The organism is Kosakonia sp. H02 (genome assembly GCA_030704225.1).
Taxonomy (GTDB): domain Bacteria; phylum Pseudomonadota; class Gammaproteobacteria; order Enterobacterales; family Enterobacteriaceae; genus Kosakonia.
On sequence record CP131915.1, the window covers coordinates 3,682,903 to 3,704,621 of the forward strand.

25 protein-coding genes are annotated in these 21,719 nt (G+C 53.3%); 8 read left to right on the plus strand and 17 right to left on the minus strand.

The window, feature by feature from the left end:
• Positions 1 to 54: 54 nt before the first annotated feature.
• The 14 genes from Q5705_17230 to fliF form a co-directional block, all read right to left on the minus strand.
• Complete coding sequence (locus Q5705_17230) at positions 55 to 654, minus strand: LuxR C-terminal-related transcriptional regulator (GenBank protein WLI76304.1); 600 nt, start codon at positions 652 to 654, stop codon at positions 55 to 57.
• 67 nt (positions 655 to 721) lie between these two features.
• Positions 722 to 1,501: a flagellar biosynthetic protein FliR gene (gene fliR / locus Q5705_17235; GenBank protein WLI76305.1), complete on the minus strand. Its 780-nt coding sequence runs from the start codon at positions 1,499 to 1,501 to the stop codon at positions 722 to 724.
• Between the two features lie 2 nt (positions 1,502 to 1,503).
• A complete protein-coding gene (gene fliQ / locus Q5705_17240; protein ID WLI76306.1) occupies positions 1,504 to 1,773 on the minus strand; it encodes a flagellar biosynthesis protein FliQ in 270 nt (89 codons plus the stop codon).
• Positions 1,774 to 1,783: 10 nt separating this feature from the next.
• Entirely contained in the window at positions 1,784 to 2,545 is a 762-nt protein-coding gene (fliP, locus tag Q5705_17245) for a flagellar type III secretion system pore protein FliP (protein ID WLI76307.1), read from the minus strand.
• Complete coding sequence (gene fliO, locus Q5705_17250) at positions 2,542 to 2,946, minus strand: flagellar biosynthetic protein FliO (protein ID WLI76308.1); 405 nt, start codon at positions 2,944 to 2,946, stop codon at positions 2,542 to 2,544. The genes fliP and fliO overlap by 4 nt, the downstream gene beginning before the upstream one ends.
• Positions 2,946 to 3,347: a flagellar motor switch protein FliN gene (fliN, locus tag Q5705_17255; GenBank protein WLI76309.1), complete on the minus strand. Its 402-nt coding sequence runs from the start codon at positions 3,345 to 3,347 to the stop codon at positions 2,946 to 2,948. The genes fliO and fliN overlap by 1 nt, the downstream gene beginning before the upstream one ends.
• Positions 3,348 to 3,354: 7 nt before the next feature.
• Positions 3,355 to 4,359, minus strand: a complete 1,005-nt coding sequence (gene fliM / locus Q5705_17260; protein ID WLI76310.1) for a flagellar motor switch protein FliM — start codon at positions 4,357 to 4,359, stop codon at positions 3,355 to 3,357.
• Between the two features lie 5 nt (positions 4,360 to 4,364).
• The gene (gene fliL, locus Q5705_17265) at positions 4,365 to 4,868 is read right to left on the minus strand and encodes a flagellar basal body-associated protein FliL (protein ID WLI76311.1); all 504 of its coding nucleotides are present in this window, start codon (positions 4,866 to 4,868) and stop codon (positions 4,365 to 4,367) included.
• 154 nt (positions 4,869 to 5,022) lie between these two features.
• Positions 5,023 to 6,261: a flagellar hook-length control protein FliK gene (locus Q5705_17270; GenBank protein WLI76312.1), complete on the minus strand. Its 1,239-nt coding sequence runs from the start codon at positions 6,259 to 6,261 to the stop codon at positions 5,023 to 5,025.
• Position 6,262: 1 nt separating this feature from the next.
• The gene (gene fliJ, locus Q5705_17275) at positions 6,263 to 6,706 is read right to left on the minus strand and encodes a flagellar export protein FliJ (GenBank protein WLI76313.1); all 444 of its coding nucleotides are present in this window, start codon (positions 6,704 to 6,706) and stop codon (positions 6,263 to 6,265) included.
• 15 nt (positions 6,707 to 6,721) lie between these two features.
• The gene (gene fliI / locus Q5705_17280) at positions 6,722 to 8,089 is read right to left on the minus strand and encodes a flagellar protein export ATPase FliI (protein WLI76314.1); all 1,368 of its coding nucleotides are present in this window, start codon (positions 8,087 to 8,089) and stop codon (positions 6,722 to 6,724) included.
• A complete protein-coding gene (locus Q5705_17285) occupies positions 8,086 to 8,799 on the minus strand; it encodes a flagellar assembly protein FliH (GenBank protein ID WLI76315.1) in 714 nt (237 codons plus the stop codon). The genes fliI and Q5705_17285 overlap by 4 nt, the downstream gene beginning before the upstream one ends.
• Complete coding sequence (gene fliG, locus Q5705_17290) at positions 8,786 to 9,772, minus strand: flagellar motor switch protein FliG (GenBank protein WLI76316.1); 987 nt, start codon at positions 9,770 to 9,772, stop codon at positions 8,786 to 8,788. Before fliG ends, Q5705_17285 begins: the two co-directional genes overlap by 14 nt.
• The gene (gene fliF / locus Q5705_17295) at positions 9,769 to 11,466 is read right to left on the minus strand and encodes a flagellar basal-body MS-ring/collar protein FliF (protein WLI76317.1); all 1,698 of its coding nucleotides are present in this window, start codon (positions 11,464 to 11,466) and stop codon (positions 9,769 to 9,771) included. The genes fliG and fliF overlap by 4 nt, the downstream gene beginning before the upstream one ends.
• Before the next feature lie 242 nt (positions 11,467 to 11,708).
• On the opposite strand from fliF, the gene fliE reads away from it, so the two are divergent.
• The 8 genes from fliE to Q5705_17335 all read left to right on the plus strand — a co-directional run bounded on the left by fliE (position 11,709) and on the right by Q5705_17335 (position 18,902).
• Positions 11,709 to 12,044, plus strand: coding sequence for a flagellar hook-basal body complex protein FliE (gene fliE / locus Q5705_17300; GenBank protein ID WLI76318.1), 336 nt, complete (start codon positions 11,709 to 11,711; stop codon positions 12,042 to 12,044).
• Between the two features lie 197 nt (positions 12,045 to 12,241).
• Positions 12,242 to 13,078, plus strand: coding sequence for a CheR family methyltransferase (locus Q5705_17305; GenBank protein WLI76319.1), 837 nt, complete (start codon positions 12,242 to 12,244; stop codon positions 13,076 to 13,078).
• Between the two features lie 5 nt (positions 13,079 to 13,083).
• The gene (locus Q5705_17310) at positions 13,084 to 14,130 is read left to right on the plus strand and encodes a chemotaxis response regulator protein-glutamate methylesterase (protein WLI76320.1); all 1,047 of its coding nucleotides are present in this window, start codon (positions 13,084 to 13,086) and stop codon (positions 14,128 to 14,130) included.
• A gap of 42 nt (positions 14,131 to 14,172) precedes the next feature.
• Entirely contained in the window at positions 14,173 to 14,562 is a 390-nt protein-coding gene (cheY, locus tag Q5705_17315) for a chemotaxis response regulator CheY (GenBank protein WLI76321.1), read from the plus strand.
• A 3-nt stretch (positions 14,563 to 14,565) separates the two neighbouring features.
• Entirely contained in the window at positions 14,566 to 15,213 is a 648-nt protein-coding gene (gene cheZ, locus Q5705_17320; GenBank protein WLI76322.1) for a protein phosphatase CheZ, read from the plus strand.
• Positions 15,214 to 15,246: 33 nt separating this feature from the next.
• Positions 15,247 to 16,392, plus strand: a complete 1,146-nt coding sequence (gene flhB, locus Q5705_17325; protein ID WLI76323.1) for a flagellar biosynthesis protein FlhB — start codon at positions 15,247 to 15,249, stop codon at positions 16,390 to 16,392.
• Entirely contained in the window at positions 16,392 to 18,494 is a 2,103-nt protein-coding gene (flhA, locus tag Q5705_17330) for a flagellar biosynthesis protein FlhA (GenBank protein ID WLI76324.1), read from the plus strand. The genes flhB and flhA overlap by 1 nt, the downstream gene beginning before the upstream one ends.
• Before the next feature lie 3 nt (positions 18,495 to 18,497).
• Positions 18,498 to 18,902, plus strand: a complete 405-nt coding sequence (locus tag Q5705_17335; protein ID WLI76325.1) for a flagellar protein FlhE — start codon at positions 18,498 to 18,500, stop codon at positions 18,900 to 18,902.
• Positions 18,903 to 18,955: 53 nt separating this feature from the next.
• Here the strand turns inward: Q5705_17335 and fliT are convergent, their stop codons facing one another.
• The 3 genes from fliT to fliD are packed head-to-tail and all read right to left on the minus strand — an operon-like array spanning position 18,956 to position 21,219.
• The gene (gene fliT, locus Q5705_17340; GenBank protein WLI76326.1) at positions 18,956 to 19,294 is read right to left on the minus strand and encodes a flagellar protein FliT; all 339 of its coding nucleotides are present in this window, start codon (positions 19,292 to 19,294) and stop codon (positions 18,956 to 18,958) included.
• Positions 19,287 to 19,694, minus strand: a complete 408-nt coding sequence (fliS, locus tag Q5705_17345; protein WLI76327.1) for a flagellar export chaperone FliS — start codon at positions 19,692 to 19,694, stop codon at positions 19,287 to 19,289. The genes fliT and fliS overlap by 8 nt, the downstream gene beginning before the upstream one ends.
• Positions 19,695 to 19,740: 46 nt before the next feature.
• Complete coding sequence (gene fliD, locus Q5705_17350; protein WLI76328.1) at positions 19,741 to 21,219, minus strand: flagellar filament capping protein FliD; 1,479 nt, start codon at positions 21,217 to 21,219, stop codon at positions 19,741 to 19,743.
• Positions 21,220 to 21,719: the final 500 nt, after the last annotated feature.

The window sequence follows — 21,719 nt, forward strand, 5'->3', positions numbered from 1 at the left end:
CCCCGGCTGGTTAACAACCGCCGGGGCTTTCTTGTTTCTGCGCCCGTTTACCTTTTACGACAACCGGGCGGTAAAGACACCGCGATAATAACTCGGGCAGATATTAAGGCGCGTCAGAATATCCCGGCGGTGAACGTAGGCGGTTTTCAGGCTAATGCCCAGAACAGATGAAACTTCCTGCGCGCTGGAGCCAGAGGCCAGCAGGCAGAGCACTTCGCGCTGGCGCTGCGTTAACAGCGGTAACTCGACAAGCTTTTGCCGTTTCGCGCCTTTTTTCGTCATCAAGCCGGTTATCGACTCAAAAATAGTGCGAATAGGCGAATCCAGCCCCAGCGTCGGAATATCCGGTAACAGCGCGGGCAGCACGGGGTTGAGATCTTCGCTGAGTAGCAAACAGGGCAACTCTTCTTTTGTCTCACGCAAACACTGCATCGTCTGCATCAGCGACATCAGATTCGTCGCCTGAGTTGCCACCGCCACCAGAACACGCAGCTTACCGCTTACCGCCAGGCTCGCCTCCTCCACACTACGAATATGGCTGACGCGCAGATTTGGTCGGTAGAGCTTAATCAAGGTGATAAGCCCCATCGCGGAAAAATGATCTTCACTGTAAATCAATACATTAGCGGTATTGACAGAGGATTTCAGGTTCATAACCCCTTCCCTGGTATGCGTCACCGCCGGTGACATAAAGCGGTAAATAAAAGCGTCCTTTCATGCGTTATCTGAACCCGGTCAGGATCACAAACAGATGGTCAAAAATCCCGCCCATCATGTTTTCAAAGAAAGGAGCAAGCGTGAACATGACCAGCGACATGGCAACCATGCCGACGGTCAACGAAATCGGAAAACCAATGACAAAGATGGAAAGCTGCGGTGTCAGGCGGTTGAGCAACCCCATCGTCAGGTTGAGGCAGAGCAGCAAAGTAATAACCGGCAGACCCAGCATCAAGCCGTAACGGAAAACCATACTTCCCGCCTGAACCATCGCGATAAACCCGTCAGGACCAAGCGGAACGGCGCTCACCGGAAAAGCGACAAAACTGTTCGCCAGCACTTCCAGCATATAAAGGTGGCCATTGAAGGTAAGAAACAACAGCGTAACGAACAGGTTTAACAGCCGGGAAACCACCGGCATTGTCGGGCCGCCGCTGGGATCGTAAACCATGGCAAACGACAGCCCCATCTGCATACCGATAATCTCGCCCGCGTGACGCACGGCGACGAAAATCAACTGGACGGAAAGCCCGATAGCAACACCAATAATAAGTTGCTGGCAGCAGGCCCAGAAACCGTCCAGCGAAGCGATGGCAATACTGCTTTGCGGTAATTGCGGGGCAATCAAAAAAGTGGTGAGTAACGCTAACGCGACTTTGAGCCGCGCACTTAACTGCTTTTCACTGAAAATCGGCGCCGTACCGAACAGCGCGAGCATGCGCAGGCACGGCCAGAAATACTGGTTTACTTGGTCATACAGGTGAACCAGCGAGAGCGTAAACATAATTAACGGATGAGGTAAGGAAGGCTACTGAACAAACCACGCATATAATCGACCAGGGTGGTTAACATCCACGGGCCACAGGCGATCAGCACAACCACAATCGTCAGGATCTTCGGAATAAACGACAGGGTCATTTCGTTGATTTGCGTCGAGGCCTGCAAAATGCTGACCACCAGGCCCGCCACAAGCGCAGCTAACAATAACGGTGTGGCGATTAACAGCCCGACCTTAGTCGCCTGAAACCCCAGCGACATTACACTTTCAGGTGTCATTCTCTACTCTCTAACTAAAAAAGCTTTGCGCCAGCGAACCGATAACCAGTTGCCAACCATCGACTAACACAAACAGCATCAGCTTAAACGGCAGCGAAATCGTGGCCGGAGGAACCATCATCATCCCCAGCGCCATCAGTACGCTGGCAACCACCAGGTCGATGATTAAAAAAGGGATGAACATCGTAAAACCAATCTGGAAGCCGGTTTTTAACTCGCTGGTGACAAACGCCGGTACCAGGATGCTCATCGGCACATCGGCGGCGGTAGCAAAATCACCGGCTTTGGCGATGCGGGAAAAGAGCGCCAGATCCCCTTCGCGGGTCTGCTTCAGCATGAAAGCGCGCAGCGGCTGTGAGCCTTTCTCAATCGCCACTTCCATTGAAATCTTGTCTTGTGAGAGCGGTACCCACGCTTCGTCGTAAATACGGTTGAACACCGGCGACATAACAAAAAAGGTCAGAAACAGTGCCAGACCAAGCAGCACCTGGTTGGGCGGCGTACTGGCCGTGCCGAGGGCATTTCGCAGCAGCCCCAGCACAATCACGATGCGGGTAAAGCCTGTCATCATCAGCAGGATCGCCGGTAAAAACGTCAGCGATGTCAGCAGGACAAGCGTTTGAACCGATAATGACCAGCTATCGCCATTGGCGGAGTGCGAAAGCAGAAGGTCAGCATTGGCAGCCAGCGCCTGTTGCGCAGGGAGTAAGATCCCGGCCAACGTCAGGCCCGTGCCGATCACTGCCGTCAGCAGGTGAGCGTTACGTTTCATTTTTTGCTCTCACCTTTACGCTGGGCAATGCAGTTCACTAATGCCGCCTGAAAACTGGAGATAAACGGTGCCGGTTTAACGCTTTCAAGCTCCGCTTTTTTCTCCATCGTCATCAGGTTAGTGATGTTGTCTTGCGTCACCCCCAGCAACAGCCATTTGTCGTCCACTTCGACCACGACCAGGCGCTCGCGCGCACCGATTGACTGGGTGTGTTTAACAGAAAGAATGCTATTTCCCTTTACCATTCGTGTAGCAACACCAGTACGGCGGAAAACCCACGCGACGGCCACAATCATCAGGAGCACCAGCGCCAGTGCGCCGACAATATTGCTCATTGAGACTGGGGCCATCGCTGGCCCGCCGGATACTGGTTGAACAGTATTAAGCGACTGCGTATTCATTATCTGCTCAGGCGATGCATGCGCTCAGACGGCGTAATAATATCGGTAATTCGAATGCCGAATTTATCGGAAACGACCACCACTTCGCCCTGCGCAATTAAATAACCGTTGATCAAAATATCGAGCGGCTCACCCGCCAGGCCATCAAGAGAAACAATGGAGCCTGGGCTAAGTCTTAACAGCTCTTTGATCGTCATTTTGGTGCGACCTAATTCCACGGTCATTTTGACCGGGATATCAAGCACCAGATTTAAATCTTCAGACAAATTAACCATCACATCTTCCGCCGTAGATTGCATCTCGGCATTACTATCACTGGACAACTGTTCACTCATTGCGTCGCCCCAAAGGTCGCCGAGCGAAGACTTATTTGAGCCTGAATCCTGTTCCATATCGCTCATACGACAGTTACTCCTTCTTTAAACCTAATAATGTTGAGTTCTTTAAATCATCTACCTGGATGGCATATTGATTATTCGCGCTACCGTATTTACCTGTCATAACAGGCACATCGTTGACAAAGCCACCGATCTGGTCGGGCCTATCCAGCGGAATCACATCATCCGGTTTCAAATTCATAATTCTGGAAAGACGGGTAGAAATTTCTGCAAATTTAACCACCAGCTCCAGTTCGGTATCGCGCATCTGTGTCGCCAACGAATTGCGCCACTGATTATTTTCATGCTGGGAATTTTCCAGCGGCGGATTCGTCAGCAGTTCACGAATCGGTTCGATAATGCTAAACGGAATACAGATCTGTAATTCACCGCTGTGCGAACCAATATCCACCTGAAAAGGGGTGGTGATCACAATGTCATTCGGTGACGAGGTGATATTGGTAAATTTCACCTGTAATTCAGAGCGCACAAATTCCGTTCTGATCTTATAAATTGTTGTCCAGGCATAATCGTAAGCCTCACGGGCCATTGATAACATGCGCTGGATAATGCGCTGTTCTGTTGGCGTAAACTCGCGCCCGTCGGCTTTGGTCGGGAATCGACCATCGCCACCAAACAGGTTATCCACTGCGGTAAACACCAGGTTCGGCGAAAAAACAAATAACGCCGTGCCGCGCAGCGGATTCATGTTGATCAGGTTCAGTCTGGTCATCACCGGCAGATTGCGGGCAAATTCGTGATACGGCTGAATTTTAATATTTCCCGCAGTCACATCCGGGCTACGGCGCAAAATATTAAATAAGCCGATTCGAAACTGGCGCGCAAAACGCTCGTTAATCATTTCTAACGAATATAAACGTTCACGGACAACCCGACGCTGCGTATTAGGATCGTAAGGCTTAATATTATCTTCTGCCGAAGCGGGTATTACCGTTGCAGAACTTTCGCTACTGCTATTGGAGCCACCATTAAGAAGATTATCAATCTCATCCTGGGATAAAATGCTGTCCGACATTATGATTACCGTAAGATAAATGCATTAAACAGGACGTTTGTCACCATCGGTTTACGCTGACCAGGCAGTGATGCATTAACATCATCTTTAATTTTCGCGGCAAGCATGGCCTTCGCATCATCGCCGGTTAATGCCGCTGCCGTTTGCTGAGAAAAAAGCACTAATAAATGGCTACGGACTTCCGGGAGATGTTCTTCCAGCAACGTTTTCGTTGCCGCGTCCTGCACTTTTAAAGTCAGGCCAATATAAAGAATGCGATCGCTGTCGTGTTCATCCGGCTTCAGGCTGACAGTAAACGTATCGAGATCTAAATATACCGGCACCGCATTAACAACCGGTGCGGAAACAGGTTTGCCATCACTAATATGCGTAACCTGATTCTTCAGTTTGCTGATTTCCACATAGGCATATGCGCCAATTGCGCAGACGCCAAGAACCATTAACAGGATAAGTAAAACCAACAGCGGGCTTTTTTTCCCGCTTTGCGCTGCTTGTTTCTTCTTCGGCATTTGATGAATAACTCTGTAATAAAAATTAAATCATGAATCATGCGTTTTGCGGATGACCTGATGGAATGCCGTTATTTTAATACAGCACCCATCCAGGACAATTCATTGATAAACTGAAATTACTGTCAGCACCTTGCCAGTTCGCCCTTTGTCATCAGGCGAACGTGTTGATTCCGCGTGAATAATGCATAACGCGGGTCAATGTCGGGCGCGCTTCCTCTGCCGAAATAGTGCCTTCACCGTGTGCATTATCAGACTTTCCTTGTCCGGAGGCGTTGCCAGATTGCGTATCGCCCGCCGAAGAGGAGGTGTCTGCGCCTACGCTGCTCTGCCCCAGTTCAATCCCGGACTCCTGCAACATGGTGCGCAAGTTCGGCAGCGCCGATTCCAGCGCCGCGCGTACCTGATGGCTCTCTGCGACAAAGTGCACCTGCGCCTGATCGTTATTCACACGCAGGCTAACCTGCAATGCGCCTAAATCTTCAGGGTGCAGGTGCAGCTCCGCATGGTGAACCCCATTACGGGTAAAGACGGCGATCTGCTGGCCCAGTGACTGCTGCCATGCAGGCGTGCCCACTTCCGCCTGCAAGGTGGCCGTTGCCATTGCTGGCGTTGAAACGACCGGCGTAGTTGCCGCCGCCGTCACTGGCGCAGCCTGGGCAACACCGTTCGGCGTGACAACCGGCTCGGCGGCTTTCAGCGTGTGCAACGCGTTGGTGAAACTTTCACTGACCGGCGCGGTTTGCGCGTTTGCCGTTAGCGTCGCGGCATCACTGGCCGGTAACGGAGATTGTGTCCCGCTAACGGTTTTATCCGCTAAAGGTGCGGCGGCGGTCGCCGTCTGGAATTTCACGCCATCCGTCGCGCCCTCTTTAGTGGCTGTTGCCGGGGTGACTTCCTTGTCATTATTCAGCACGGCGGCGAAAGACGCCTGCGTTAAGGGATCGACACCCTGTGCAGCCACTGGCAATGCGCTGGTCGGCAGCCCGTTAGCCGGCGCGGCGGCGAGAGCCGGATCCGTCGTTACCTGCGGCAGTGCCGCCAGTTCAGCCACGCCTGGCTGCGCGGTCTGTATGCCCTGCGCCAGCAGCGCATCTGCGGTGGTGACATCCGTTGGCATCACCAGCGTTTTGGCGAGGTCGGCCAGCGGATCGGCGGGTAACGGCGTGGCGGCAACCTGGGTGGTGGCGTCAGCCGGTTCTTCTTTCTTGTCGGCAGGTTTCTTCGGTTTTTCCTGCGGCGCAAGGCTCTCTTCTGCTTTCTGCGTTTGTCCTGATGACATCTGCTTTTTCAGTTCGGAAGAAAATTGCCCCTCTTCCTGCGCGGACGACGTCGAGGCCGTCTGGCGTCCAGCATCACTGGTGGCTGCCGGGATTGAATGTCTGATAATCATCTTATGTATTCCTTTGACTGGCGCGACGGGCAAATTCATCCATCAACTTTTGTTCCAGCCGGTTCTCTTTTAACAATCGCTGTACGTCGGCACGGTTTTTCAGTGCTTCGAAAGCATTCAGCCTCTGCTTGTCTTTTTTCCATGCTTCCTGCACGTCATCCACCGTGTACTGACTGGCAGATACTCTCCTGACTTGTTGTGCCACGACGCCATCCAGCGAGGTAAGAAAATGCTGGTGCGTCTGTAAGGCCATAATTGATACGCCGCTGTCCATAATGGTTGACTGGAGCTGCTGGCGGTACTCTTGCGCATAGGTCTTGAGCTGATCCAGGCGCGTGGTTTCGTGAGCATGTACCTGACGGGCCGAACCGAGACGGGTAGTGGTGTCGTTGAGTTTCTTTTCTGCCAACTCGCGCAGCACATCCATGGGGTTTTGGCTGGCCATCAGTACATGCTCACATTAGTTCGCTTCGGTTGCCGGGAACAGCGCCGACAGCGCGGTGTAGGAGTCGTTATATTCACAGGACTCATGTATGCCCTGATGCAGATAACCCTCCATTTTGGGGTACAGCACAATCGCCTGATCCAACAGCGGATCGCTGCCTGCGGCATAGGCACCCACGCTGACCAGATCGCGGTTACGCTGGTAAGACGAGAGCATCTGCTTAAAGCGCTGCACCTTCTTGTAATGCGCAGGATCGATAAGCTCGGTCATGGCACGGCTGATCGACGCTTCAATATCAATTGCCGGATAGTGGCCCGATTCCGCCAGACGACGGGAAAGCACCACGTGACCATCGAGGATCGCGCGCGCCGAGTCGGCGATCGGATCCTGCTGATCGTCACCTTCCGTCAGCACGGTATAGAACGCGGTGATCGAACCGCCGCCTTTCATGCCGTTACCGGCACGTTCCACCAGCGCAGGCAGTTTCGCAAACACCGACGGCGGATAGCCTTTGGTTGCGGGCGGCTCGCCGATGGCAAGGGCAATCTCACGCTGCGCCATTGCGTAGCGGGTTAACGAATCCATAATCAGCAGCACATTCATCCCGCGATCGCGGAAATCTTCCGCCAGACGGGTGGCGTACACCGCCCCTTGCATACGCAAAATAGGCGAAACATCGGCTGGCGCGGCAATGACCACGGAGCGCTTCAGGCCGTCTTTACCGAGAATGTTTTCAATAAAGTCTTTTACTTCGCGGCCACGTTCACCAATCAGCCCGACGACAATCACGTCTGCTTTGGTGAAACGCGCCATCATCCCCAGCAGCACACTTTTACCGACGCCGGAACCGGCAAACAGCCCCATACGCTGCCCGCGACCGACAGTCAGCAAACCGTTGATGGCGCGAACGCCAACATCCAGCACGTTTTTAATCGGGTCACGCTGTAAGGGGTTAAACGGCGCGGTAAAGAGCGGCCCACGATCGGCGGTCGTCGGCGGCGGCAGACCGTCCAGCGGACGCGCGCTGGCATCCAGCACGCGCCCCAGCAGCTCCGGCCCAAGCGGCAGCAGTTTGCCTTTGGTGTTATTGCCGAGGGCATAAACGCGCGCGCCTGGCAGCACGCCTTCGACGTTCTCAAGGGGCATCAGGTAGAGAATTTCACCGTTGAAACCGACCACTTCACTCTCGACCCGCTGAATGCCCTCGTCGCTTTCGCGCTCGACAATACAGAGCGTACCGATGGGCAACTTCAGGCCGACGGCTTCCATTACCAGCCCGGTGGCGCGCGTCAGGCGGCCGTAGCGGCGGAACAGCGGCAGTGCCGCTATTCTTTTTTCGCGCACATCAACACCATCAAGCCACTTTTTCAGCCGGGCGGTCATAACGTGAAGTCCTCACGACTCAGGATACAAAGTTCGTTCCAGCGGGTTTCGGTGGTCGCGTCCAGTTCACCGCCATCGGTGGTTAAACGGCAGCCGCCCGGTAACATTTGCGCATCGGTGCACAGTTCCCAACCGCGGGTATGCAGCACTTCGCCGAGTTGCTCCTGCACCGCCTCGGACTCTTCCGGACTGACCCACAGTTTCACCTGACCCAGTTGCTTCGTATCTTCCTGCAAGAGTTGCTGGATACGCGTCAGCAGCCAGGCGTTAGTCGCCGTTGAGACCACGCTTTCGCCCAGCAAGCTGCGCGCCGCCATCAGGGCGACCTGCACCAGACGGGCAGGCATCACGCTGTCGAGGCTATCAAGGGTGATTTTGACGTTATCAATCAGTTGCGCGAAATCTTCGGCCTGCTTCTGCTGTAACTGGCGGTACTCGGCCACCCCTTTCTCGATGCCCTCTTCACGCCCCTCTTCAAAACCTTTCGCGTAGCCGAGCTTTTTGCCCTCTTCGACGCCACGCGTCTGGCCCTGAGCGAAGCCTTTTTGCTCCGCTTGCTGGCGAAGACGAGAGAGTTCGACCTGCAACGCGGCTTCGCTTGCCGGGTCGCTTGCCGGCACGGCAGCACGAATTTCTCGCTCCGTGCTGAACGTATCATCAAGCAGATTTTCAGGCCGCCAGGACTGCCACCGGGAATTAGACGTAGGCATCGTCGCCTCCACCAATCACAATCTCGCCAGTTTCCGCCAGACGACGGACTATCAGCAGAATTGCTTTCTGTTCGTTTTCGACCTGCGACATACGCACAGGGCCGCGGGAGTTCAAATCGTCGCGCATAATATCGGCCTGACGTTTGGACATATTGCGGAAGAACTTATCGCGCAGCGCTTCATCAACGCCTTTCAGGGCGACAATCAACGATTCGTTGTCGATATCCTGCAAGATGCGCTGGATGCTGCGATCTTCCATCTCGACAAGGTTTTCGAACAGGAACATCTCGTCGATAATTTTCTGTGCCAGCTCCTGGTCGTATTCGCGTACGGCTTCGATAGCCGCGTCTTCCTGGTGAGATTTCATCAGGTTGAGGATCTCCGCCGCAGGACGAACACCGCCCATCTTGTTGCGTTTGATGTTCTGGCCGTGCAGCAGGTTGTTCAGTACTTCGGTCAGTTCCTGCAATGCAACCGGCTGGACACCGCCGAAGGTGGCGATACGCAGCATGATGTCGTTACGTTCACGCTCTTCGAATTTCGCCAGCAGATCGGCAGCCTGGCTGCGTTTCAGATGCACAAGGATGGTGGCAATAATCTGCGGATGCTCATCACGGATGAGATCGAAGACCATCTGCGGTTCCATAAAGTTGAGCGTTTCGATACCGTTGCGCTCATCGTTGGCATCCAGCAGATCTTCCAGCAACGTGTTGGCGCGCTCTTCGCCCAACGCTTTCACCAGCACACTGCGCAGGTATTCGTTGGTATTGACGTCCAGTACCGCAAACTCACCGGAGTCACGGCGGAACTCTTTCATCACCACGGACAACTGGTCGTGGGTGTAAGTCCCGATATGAACCATCGCGCTACTGATCTTCGTCACTTCATGGGTATTCAAATGTTTAAAGACTTCGGCTGCACGCTCGTCACCGAGCGTCAGCATGACTATGGCGCTTTTCTCGGCGGCGTTCATGACGACTTCTGCTCCTTATTTAACCATTGACGAATAACCAGAGCGATAACCTGCGGCTCCTGATCGGCCATTTCACGCAGGTGCTGGGCCTCTTGTTCCGTCTCGACACGCTGCTGCGCTTTGGCGGTTTCCGCGCTCTGCCGCTTACGAATTTGCTCATCAAGCTCTGCCTGACGCGCCTCTTTTTCCATCTCCATACGCTGGATAATCATTTCCTGATGGCGCGTCCAGAACGGTTGCACCGCTTTACGCCACAAGATCCAGGCAACCAGCAAGACGAACAGATAACGCGCGGCGGACATCCCCAACTTGATAACTTCAGGCTGCTTCCACAGCGGAATCGGCGCCTCTTCTTCCTGATCGGTAAACGGCGTGTTCACGACATTCAGCGTATCGCCGCGTGTGTCGGAATAGCCCATCACCTCTTTCACCAGCGCATTAATCTGGTCGAGTTGCGCTTTGCTCAGTGCCGCCGTTTTGCCGTCTTTACCCGGTACGTAATTCACTACCACCGCAACGGACAGGCGTTCGAGCGTGCCGGTATTGCGCTTGATATGGGTCAGCGTTTTATCCACTTCGTAGTTCGTGGTTTCTTCGCTTTGTTTGTTATACGGCGTCAGCGTTTGGGTTGCGGTTTGCGTCGGCGCCTGGGTTGCGTTCGCATTGGCTGTACCACGGGCATTCGCCTGCTGGGCAGCCGGATCCTCAATCGGCGTGGAAACCGCTGCTGGCGGCTGGTTGCTTAACGCACCCGGTACGCCACCCACTGCATTCTTACCGCCCTGCTCATTGTTGCTGCTCTGGCGGCTACGAATAGCCCGATTTTCCGGACGGTTATTAGGCTGATACTGCTCCGCCGTCTGCTCGTGCTGCGTGAAGTCAACCTGCGCGGTGACCTGCGTTCTGACGTTCTGCGTACCAACAATCGGGGCCAGAATGGCCTGAATACGGCTCTGGTAATCGGACTCCACTTTGCGGACATATTGCAGTTGCGTTGTCTGCGTCGCCTGCGCGCCGTTTTGCGAAATCATATGGCCGCTCTGATCGACGATAGTCACGCGATCGGCGCTCAAACCCGGTACTGCGCTGGAGATCATAAAAGCGATAGCGCTCACCTGGCCGGAATCCAGCGTTCTGCCGCTGATCAGATTCAACGTCACCGAGGCAGAAGGCTCTTTGCGATCCTGCAAAAAGAGCGACGGTTTTGGCATCGCCAGATGGACACGTGCGGAGCGCACCGGCCCCAGCGTTTCGATAGTGCGCGACAGTTCGCCTTCCAGCGCACGCTGGAAGTTCACCTGCTCATTGAACTGGCTGATACCAAACTTTTCCTGGTCCAGCAGTTCAAAGCCTACCGCGCCACCTTTCGGCAGCCCCTGCTGGGCCAGCTTGAGGCGCACTTCATACACCTGCTCGGCAGGGATCTCGATAGAACCGTCATGCTCGGCAAAACGGTACGGGACCTGCATCTGTTTGAGCTGGGTAACAACGGCTCCGCCATCCTCTTCGCTAATATTGCTGTACAGCACGCGGTAGTCTGGTTCTTTCGCCCAGAACAACAACGCGATAACAATGGAAATAACTGCCGCTGCGGCGACAAAAAATATTATACGGGGGTTAGTCCGAATATTTTCGAGCACTGCCTTTACATCGACAATGCCTTTCTTTTTACTACCGGTGTTTGTGGCAGTCATGCCAATGTCCTGTAAAAGTGAACGCCGCAATTAAAAGTAAAAGCGATTACGGCTCGGCTCATCTGGTATCGAATTAATAAACTCAAATGTATTTCTCAGGGGAAATCCCGGTTGCGTATTATCTACATAAAGCCCGTTTTTCTAAGTGGTAAAAAGGTGAAATTTGTGTCAGCTATTCACGTTATGCTGTTTTTCGCGCCACATGTTAAGCTTGCGGCCAATAACTATTAAGGTCATTTTTTATGTCTATGAATACAGTAGGCGGGGTTCTGGATCAGATTCAGTCCCAGGCCAGACAAGTCTCAGATGTGTCGGCGCTGAATCCCTTCACCGCGACACGTAAAACAGAAAGCAATTCACAATTCTCTAATATATTGCTTAATAGCATTAACAATATTAGCGATATGCAAACACACGCAAAGAATCAGTCACAAGCGTATCTTTCCGGTGTTGAAGGCATTGGCTTAAATGATGTGATGGTTTCCCTACAGAAATCCTCAGTGGCATTAAATCTTGGTGTACAAGTGCGGAATAAATTAGTTAGCGCTTACCAGGAAATTATGAATATGCCGGTATAACACCTAAGCATTATCTTATTATCGCTCTGAACAGCAATTTGGCTGCTATTTTTCACGGCTGGTTACGTCGGGTGTTTTATTTTCATTAATAAAACACCCGGTATAACGCCGGTGATTCATTCCAGCATCACCTGCAATATGCGTTCAAAAAAACCTGTAGGTTTAAGTCAACCTTTATGACGAATAGCCAGAAAAATATGTTTTCAGTTACCGAACAGCCTCAGCCAGTTCAGGGTGCACTGACCGCAAATGAATTAGAAAAAATCAGCGAATTGATTTATCAGCGCGCGGGTATTGTGCTCACGCCGCAGAAAAAAGACATGGTTTATAACCGTTTATCCCGCCGCCTGCGTGAACTTAACCTGCGCCGGTTCGATGAGTATATCGCCCTGCTGATCAACAACCCGACCAGTAAAGAGTGGCAGGAGTTTATTAACGCGCTGACCACTAACCTGACCTCCTTTTTCCGCGAAGCGTATCACTTCCCGACGCTTGCGAAACATGCTCAGTCCAGAGGGGGGATGTACAACGTCTGGTGCGCGGCAGCCTCTACCGGCGAAGAGCCCTGGTCGATTGCCATGACGCTGGAAGCGGCGCTGGGCCGCAGTATTACCGGCCCGCGGGTGATAGCGACCGATATCGATACCGATGTGCTGGAAAAAGCCACCCAGGGCGTTTACCGCCTGGCGGATCTCGACACTCTGACCGAGCAGCAAAAGAAAACCTGGTTTTTGCGCGGCACCGGCGAGCAGGCGAGCATGGTGAAAATCAAAAGTGAATACCGCAACACCGTGCAGTTTCGCCAGCTGAATCTCATCGAATCCCAGTGGGATATTCCCGCCCCTTTCGATGCCATTTTTTGCCGTAACGTCATGATTTATTTCGATCAGAACACCCAGGAGAAGCTGCTAAAGCGTTTTGCGAAGATGCTCAAGCCCGGCGGGATATTGTTCGTTGGCCACTCGGAGCATTTTCAAAATATGAACAGTCCATTTCGTTTGCTCGGACAGTCTGTCTACCGCCTCGCGGAGTAAAAACGATGAAAAAGATTAAGGTGCTGTGCATTGATGACTCGTCGCTGATTCGCAAAATCATGACGCATATCGTCAACGAACAACCAGATATGGAAATGGTGGCAACGGCACTCGATCCCATCATCGCCCGCGATCTCATCAAGCAGCACAATCCGGATGTGTTGACTCTTGATGTAGAAATGCCGCGGATGGATGGGCTGCAATTCCTTGAACACCTGATGCGCCTGCGCCCGATGCCGGTGGTGATGCTTTCGTCGCTCACCAAAAGAGGCTCAGACATCACGCTCAGCGCGCTGGAACTGGGTGCGGTGGACTTTATCACCAAACCCGAAACGGGATTGCAGGAAGGTATGTCGCACTATAGCGAGATGATCGTCGACAAAATCCGCATGGCGGCAAAAGCGAGGGTGCGTCGCCATGAACGCCAGCCGGTAGTGCCACGCGTGACCCATTTTCCGCTTATCGGCAGCGAAAAAATTATTGCTATTGGTTCCTCTACGGGAGGAACCGAGGCGCTGCGCCAGTTGCTGGTGCCGATGCCGCCCACCAGCCCCGGCATCGTGATTGCTCAACATATGCCGCCGGGTTTTACCAACTCGTTCGCGAAACGCCTGGATCATCTGTGTCAGATGTCCGTCAAAGAGGCCGAAGAAGGTGACCGGGTTTTGCCCGGTCATGTCTATATCGCACCGGGCGGTTTTCATATGGAGCTGACGCGCAGCGGGGCGAACTATCACGTCAAACTGAGTGATGAGTCGCCGATTAACCGCCACCGCCCGTCGGTGGATGCGCTGTTTCATTCCGTCGCGCGCTACGCCGGGAAAAACGCTGTTGGTGCCATTTTAACGGGCATGGGCAGCGACGGTGCCGCCGGCATGCTGGCGATGCGACAAGCAGGAGCCTGGACGATTGCGCAAAGCGAACGTAGCTGCGTGGTCTTCGGTATGCCGCGTGAAGCAATTGCGCTCGGGGGAGCCTGTGAAACGGTCGACCTTGAGCACATCAGCCAGCACATACTCACCCATTCTGCCGGACAGGCCCGCAGGATTTAAACATTACCCAATACACCGTTACCACTGATTTAGGAAATAACCATGGCCGATAAGAATTTACGTTTTTTAGTTGTCGATGACTTCGCCACCATGCGACGCATCGTACGCAATCTGTTGAAAGACCTGGGCTTTAACCGTGTGGAAGAAGCTGAAGATGGTCAGGATGCGCTGAATAAACTGCGCTCTGACGCCTTCGATTTCGTTATCAGTGACTGGAATATGCCCAACATGGATGGCCTGCAACTGCTGACGGAAATCCGCAACGATATCAATCTGAAAACCATGCCGGTGCTGATGGTTACGGCCGAAGCGAAGAAAGAGAACATTATTGCCGCCGCGCAGGCGGGTGCCAGCGGTTATGTAGTGAAGCCGTTCACCGCCGCCACGCTTGAAGAGAAGCTGAATAAAATCTTTGAAAAAATCGGCTGGTAACCCATGACGACCCCGGAAAATACGCAACCTGAAGAAGACTTTAAAGGCATTTTTTCCCGCGTTGGGCACCTGACTCGCCTGCTGCGCGATAGCCTGGTCGACTTAGGTCTGGATCGCACCATCGTTGAAGCGGCGGATGCCATCCCTGACACGCGCGAACGGTTGAACTACGTGGTCGGGAAAACCGCGCAGGCTGCCGAGCGGGTGCTGACCTGTGTAGAAGAAGCGCGTCCGATGCAGGAATCCGTCGTCACTCAGGGTGAAAGCTTAGCAACCCGCTGGGATGCATGGTTTGCCGCGCCTGTTGAATTAGCCGACGCCCGCGAGCTGGTCACAGATACCCGTCAGTACCTGACGCAAGCCCCGAAAATGGCGCGCCAGACCGACGAACATCTGATGGAAATCATGATGGCGCAGGACTTCCAGGATCTGACCGGGCAGGTGATTCGCCGCATGATGTCGCTGATTGAAACGGTCGAGAAAGAGCTGATTCAGGTGCTGCTGGCTTACGTCCCGGACGACGTCCAGGAGCCGGAGCCTAAAGAGCCTGAAGTGGCGCTGATGAATGGCCCGCAAGTGGATAGCAGCAAAGCCGGCGTGGTCGCAACGCAAGACCAGGTCGATGACCTGCTCGACAGCCTGGGTTTTTAATGTGGCGCGCATTGCCGTACCGCCGAGCCAATCATGTCTGAAGAAAGTGATGTAGAGAAAACAGAAGAACCCACACCCCACCGAAAGCAAAAAGCACGTGAAGAGGGGCAGATCCCCCGATCCAAAGAGCTTAGCTCCATGTTGATGCTGCTGGCTGGCTGGGCTCTGCTGCTCTCGGGCGGTAACCAGTTCGCGCACAACCTGATGCAACTGCTGCAAACCGGGCTGGTGTTAAACCGGCTTTCGGTGATGGATCCGCAGTCGATGTTCCATCAGGCGAGCTATTTGCTGGACATGATGGGTTCAGCGCTGCTGCCCATTTTGCTGGGTCTTTTCGTAACGGGGATTGCCTCGCCCATGTTACTGGGCGGTGTGAATTTAAGCGGCAAGTCGCTGAAAGTCGATCTGAAGCGACTGTCGCTGCTACAAGGGCTGAAAAAGCTGTTTTCCGCCCAGGTTTTATCAGAAATGCTCAAAGGCTGCCTGAAGGTAGCGCTGGTAGCGTGCGCCTTCGCCGTCTACCTCTACAACAATAAAGCGCATTTCATTCAACTGGTTAACGAAGCACTGCCGATGGCCGTCGCCCACGCGATGAGCATGATTTTTGATTGCCTGCTGATGGTCATCTTTTTCCTGCTGCCGGTTGTCGGCTACGACGTGTTTTACCAGATAACGAGCAACCTGAAAAAGCTGCGCATGAGCCGTCAGGAAATTCGTGATGAATTTAAACAACAAGAAGGCGATCCGCACATTAAGAGCCGCATTAAGCAGATGCAACGCGCGGCGGCTCGTAGCCGGATGATGGCCGATATTCCGCAAGCGGATGTCATCGTCAACAACCCGACGCACTACTCCGTGGCCCTCTCTTATAAAGAAGGCGGCATGGGTGCGCCGACGGTCGTGGCAAAAGGTGCCGGAGATATCGCCTTAAAAATTCGTGAGCTGGGGGCACTGCATCGCATCCCGATGCTCGAAGCACCTCCGCTTGCCCGCGCGCTCTATCGCCACTGCGACATTGGCGAACAGATCCCGGGTGAGCTTTATAGCGCCGTCGCAGAAGTTCTGGCCTGGGTTTATGGCCTGCGACGCTGGCGCAATAGTGGCGGCGTTCCGCCTACAAAGCCCAGGGATCTCGCGGTTCCTGAGTCGATGGATTTCGTACATGAGAGTTCAAACTGATGGCTAATCTCGCCAGCAAACTACGCTTACCGGCGTTTAAAGATACACAGTGGCAAATTATGGCAGGCCCGGTGCTGATCATGCTGATTCTGGCCATGATGGTGCTGCCGCTGCCGGCATTTTTGCTCGATACCCTGTTCACCTTCAATATCGTGCTGTCATTGATGATATTGCTGGTGGCGATGTTCACGCAGAAGACCCTTGAGTTTTCCGCCTTCCCGACGGTGCTGCTGTTCTCCACCCTGTTGCGACTGGCACTGAACATTGCCTCCACGCGTATTATTTTAATGGAAGGCCACACAGGTGCCGCTGCGGCGGGCAAGGTGGTTGAAGCGTTCGGTCACTTCCTGGTGGGCGGCAACTTCGCAATTGGTATTGTGGTGTTCGCCATTCTTATCATCATTAACTTTATGGTCATCACCAAAGGTGCGGGGCGTATCGCCGAAGTGGGCGCTCGCTTTGTGCTGGACGGGATGCCCGGTAAGCAGATGGCGATCGATGCCGATCTGAATGCCGGGATCATTGGCGAAGCCGAAGCCAAACGCCGCCGTAGCGAAGTGACCCAGGAGTCGGATTTTTACGGCTCGATGGACGGTGCCAGTAAATTCGTGCGCGGGGATGCCATCGCCGGTCTGTTGATCATGGCGATCAACGTTCTCGGCGGCCTGGCGATCGGCGTAATGCAGCATGGTCTGAGCGTTGGCGAAGCGGGCGAGACCTACACCCTGCTGACCATCGGTGATGGCCTTGTCGCGCAGATCCCGGCGTTGATTATCTCCACCGCTGCCGGTGTTATCGTGACCCGCGTCTCCAACGATGAAGATATCGGCGAGCAGATGGTCGGCCAGCTCTTCAATAACCCACGGGTGATGCTGCTCTCTGCGCTGGTGATTGGTTTGCTGGGGCTTATCCCAGGCATGCCGAACTTTGTGTTCCTGATGTTCACCGCGATTTTGCTGGGACTTGCCTGGTGGATGCGCGGCCGTGAACTGAAGAACCCCGGCGGGCGCACCGCTGTGCGTGAAGATAAAGACAGCGCCAACGCGCAGGCGGCAAACGATCAGGCCTCGGCGGAAGCCTCCTGGTCTGATGTCGAGATGGAAGATGTGCTGGGTCTGGAAGTGGGCTACCGCTTAATTCCGCTGGTGGACAGCACCCAGGATGGGCAGTTGCTGGTGCGCGTGCGCGGTATTCGTAAGAAATTCGCCCAGGAGATGGGCTTCCTGCCGCCCGCCATTCACATTCGTGACAACCTTGATTTGGCTCCCGGCCACTACCGTATTCTGCTGAAAGGCGTGGAAATTGGCAGCGGTGAAATCGAACCTGAACGCTGGATGGCGATTAACCCCGGCTACGCCGAAGGCGATCTGCCCGGCACGCCGTGTGTCGATCCGGCCTTTGGCCTGCCGGCCTGCTGGATCGATGAAGTGTTCCGTGAACAGGCGCAGATCCAGGGCTTTACCGTGGTCGATCCGAGTTCGGTTATCGCCACCCACCTGAACCACCTGATTACGCTGCATACGGAAGAGTTGTTCAGCCGCCAGGAAACACAGCAGTTGCTCGATCGCATCACTAAAGAGATGCCGAAGCTGGTGGAGGATTTAATTCCAGGCGTCATTTCAATCACGCTGTTCCACAAAGTGTTGCAGAACCTGTTGTCCGAGCGCGTGTCGATTCGCGATATGCGTACCATCATTGATACGCTGGCAGAATATGCGCCAGTACAAAGTGACCCGGATGAGCTGACCGCGCAGGTTCGCGTCCGCTTAGGCCGCGCGATCACCGCGCAGTGGTTCCGCAATGATAGCGACATCAAGGTAATTGGCCTGGATAGTTCGCTGGAGAAATTGCTGATCCAGTCCCTGCAAAGCGGCAGCGCCATTGAGCCGGGCATCGCTGAAAACCTGATGCGCCAGGCCGATCGGGCGATTACCGAACAGCAGGCGCTGGGCGTTTCGCCGGTGGTGCTGGTGAACCCGGCGCTGCGCACCATGGTGTCACGCTTCCTGCGTCGCGCCTTCCCGCAGTTGGCGGTGCTCTCAACGATGGAAATCACCAACAACAAAACGGTGCAGATGACCGCCGTGATTGGTGCGAATTAATTAATGAAACGTGCGTTGTTACTCTGTACGCTGCTGGCGCTGCCAGCAGCGGCATTCGCGAAAGACGGCGCCTGGAGCGACACGGCCGCAGGCGGCAGTGTCAGCATCGGCAAACAACTGTTACGTGGCCGTCCACTGCACTCCCCTTCTGAGATCCCCGCGTCTGCGCGTATCGTGCGTTTTTCCTGGCGCGTTACGTTGCTGTCACCGCCCCCGCCGGGGCTGCAAATCAAGCTCTGTCGCAGTGATAAATGTTTTCTGCTGCCCGCCCTTGCGGGTACGCGTAGCGTGACTGTGCCGCTCTCTGCCGTCGGTGAGTTTCGTTTTATTTATTCTGTTAATAGCCTGGGTCAACTACAGCCGCCACTGAATGTGGTGCGTAATCAATTAACCGTGAATTATCGATGAGCAAAAAAGAAAGGCTATGGGTTGAGAATTTACCGATAGCCTTTTTAATAGGGTCAATGTAACGAAGGGGCTTGATGACGAGTATAAAGTTGGCTGCACCGGGCACCACGATGTATGGAAGATAAATTCTGCTTTAACGTATCAAGACGTGCCCGTAAATTGCGGGTTATTTCTGCTTCGTTGTCGAGCAACTGTTTTAACAGAACTTTCAGCTCCTCTTTTTCGCTGGCCGAAAGCGCATCCGTACTGTTATTTAAAATATCCTGCTTCTGAATAACATAACGCGATGCGATTTCCACGAAGTCATCCCAGCGCTCTTGCCTGGCCATGTCCAGCATCGCCTGGTTCATCTCTAACAACTCGCGATAATACAAAGGAATTGTTTCAGCCATAGCGCACCCGTTTTTGTACTGGTTCAATTTCCTTCCAGGTTGTCGCCAGCTTCACTAATAAATCATCAACGACTTTTAACGGTTCCGGATCATTGCGTAAATTGGCTTCTAATAAGGTACGCGACATATATTCGTACATCTGTTCCAGATCGGCGGCAATGCCTTTACCCGTTTCATGATCAAGGGCGGCGCGTAACCCGTTATCGATAATATTGATAGCTTTGGAGATCATCTTTCCGCGCTGCGCAACGTTGCCTTTCTCGAAATGGATAGCAGCTTGCAGAATGGCACTGTGCGCACCGTCAAACAGCATGGTGATTAACTGGTGCGGTGTCGCGCCCGCGAGTTTGCTTTGCAGCGAAACCTGCGCATAGGCGTGAGAACCTTGTGATGCATACATATGCGGCTCCTGAAAGCAGGCCGGTTAAGGCCTGCTGAAATAAAAATTAGAGTGAAGAGAGCAGTGACGTCAGCTGAGTACTCATGCTGTTCAGGTTCGACATCAGGGAATCCAGGTTCTGGAACTGCACACGGTAAGTTTCAACCTGTGCGTCAATCAGTTTCTGGGTTTTGTCGATCTGCGCTTGTGCAACTTCAGACTGCGTTTCCAGGCTTTCGGTCGCGGTATCAATGATGCCATCGGTCTTCGTTTTCGAATCACCGAGGTAATTGGTCAAAATCGAACCGAGCGACGTCGCCAGACCTTCGTTTTCGCCACGCCCGGTGAACATATTGGAGATTTGTTCCGGGTTATCGGCAATCGCTTCATCCAGCGTGTCTTCGTTGAGCGTCATCTGGCCGGTTGCGGCATCAATAGTGATACCCAAATCAGCCAGTGAGCCGTAAGTGGCATCTGAATCACCGTAAACACCGTTGACCGTGGAGCGGATTTCGCTAACCAGCCCGCGCAGGGTGGAATCGCCCATCAACGCGCCGCTTTCAGAGCTTTCGGTCGCCACTTCTTCATCATCGAGACCCGACGTATCTGCCGCAACATACTTACTGGAAGAGGACGTCTGGCTCAGCAATGCGTTGTATTGCTTAACAAAATCTTGCAGGCTGGTTTTGATAGCCGAAGTATCGTTGGTCAGCGTTAACTGCTCTGCTTCGCCGTTTTCAGAAACGGTTTTCAGGTTCAGCGTCACACCTTCGATGATATCGGTGATGTTGTTAGTCGAACGCGTATAGTCAGAGCCGTCGACGCGCAATTTGGCGTCCTGCGCATCGGATACAGAGATCATGGCATCAGTCTGACCCGGGTCGTTAATAAGCTGACCCTGGTCGTCATAATGCTGACCACCGTTTGAGGTATCCAGCACAGCGGCAAGCGATGCGTCGCCGTCAACTTTAACGCTCATCTGCCCGTCAGTACCGGTGGTTTTCGAGCTCAGTACCAGCTGGTAGCCATCATCGGTACGCTGTACCGAGGCGGTCACGTTGCCTTTCTCTTTGTTGATGGCTTTCGCCACCTGGTTCAGCGACGTTTCATCATCACCCAGCTCAACTTCCATTGTTTTGCCGTCGTTCTGCGTGATGGTGATAGTACGCGTGCCACCGGACGTATCAGTACCCAATGCAGTATCTGCGCTGGCCTGCGGTTGCGTTTTCAGCTTGTGCGCCGCCGCTAACTGCGAAATCGTTACCGAGTGGCTGTCTGCCTGCGCGCCGCTGGTGGCAAGGGCGGTAAAGGCATCGTTCGAGCTGACGTTCATTTTGCTGAACGCATCACCGCCCATGGTGGTGACGCTTTTTTGCAGAGACGACATCAGGCTGGAGATTTTGCCCCAGGCTGAGATTTGCGACTCATATTTACTTTTGAGGTTGGTGTATGGCGTCAGGCGAGTTTGCTCTGCTGCCTTGATCTGTTCCAGCATGGATGCTGTATCAATCCCGCCGGTACCGACGCCTAATGATGATATACCCATTTCTTCTCCTGTCGGAAATGTCTATTTGCGGTGGTTTACTATTAAATAATCGGCGCAGAAAAATAAAAGATGAATTTTTTACCGGTGCCGTAATATGGTGAATTGACCAGGATTTCGCGGCTTATTTATAGCAATAACAAGCAATCAGCGCGGGTAAAAACCCTTCCCTTTAAATGACGTCAGAAATGATGGTAATTCACCCCTTTGCTACCAGGAAGATTATCTCTTCTATATATAAAGGAAGAGAGCTAAAAATTTATCGACGGATCCAGATTAATCAACAATGCGATATAACAGCAGTTCCGCTGTCAATTCATAAAATAAAGTAAAAACCCGCGCAAAATATCAACGAAATAGCCACAAAAACCCGTTTTAAATCAAAAAATCGCCGGGGCAGAAAAAAGTTTTCGCTGCAAAAAACTTTAGTCATTTTTTAAAAGGCCGATTTATTTAGTATGCGAACGAAATGACGCATAACCATACTCTGTATAGTAAATTGT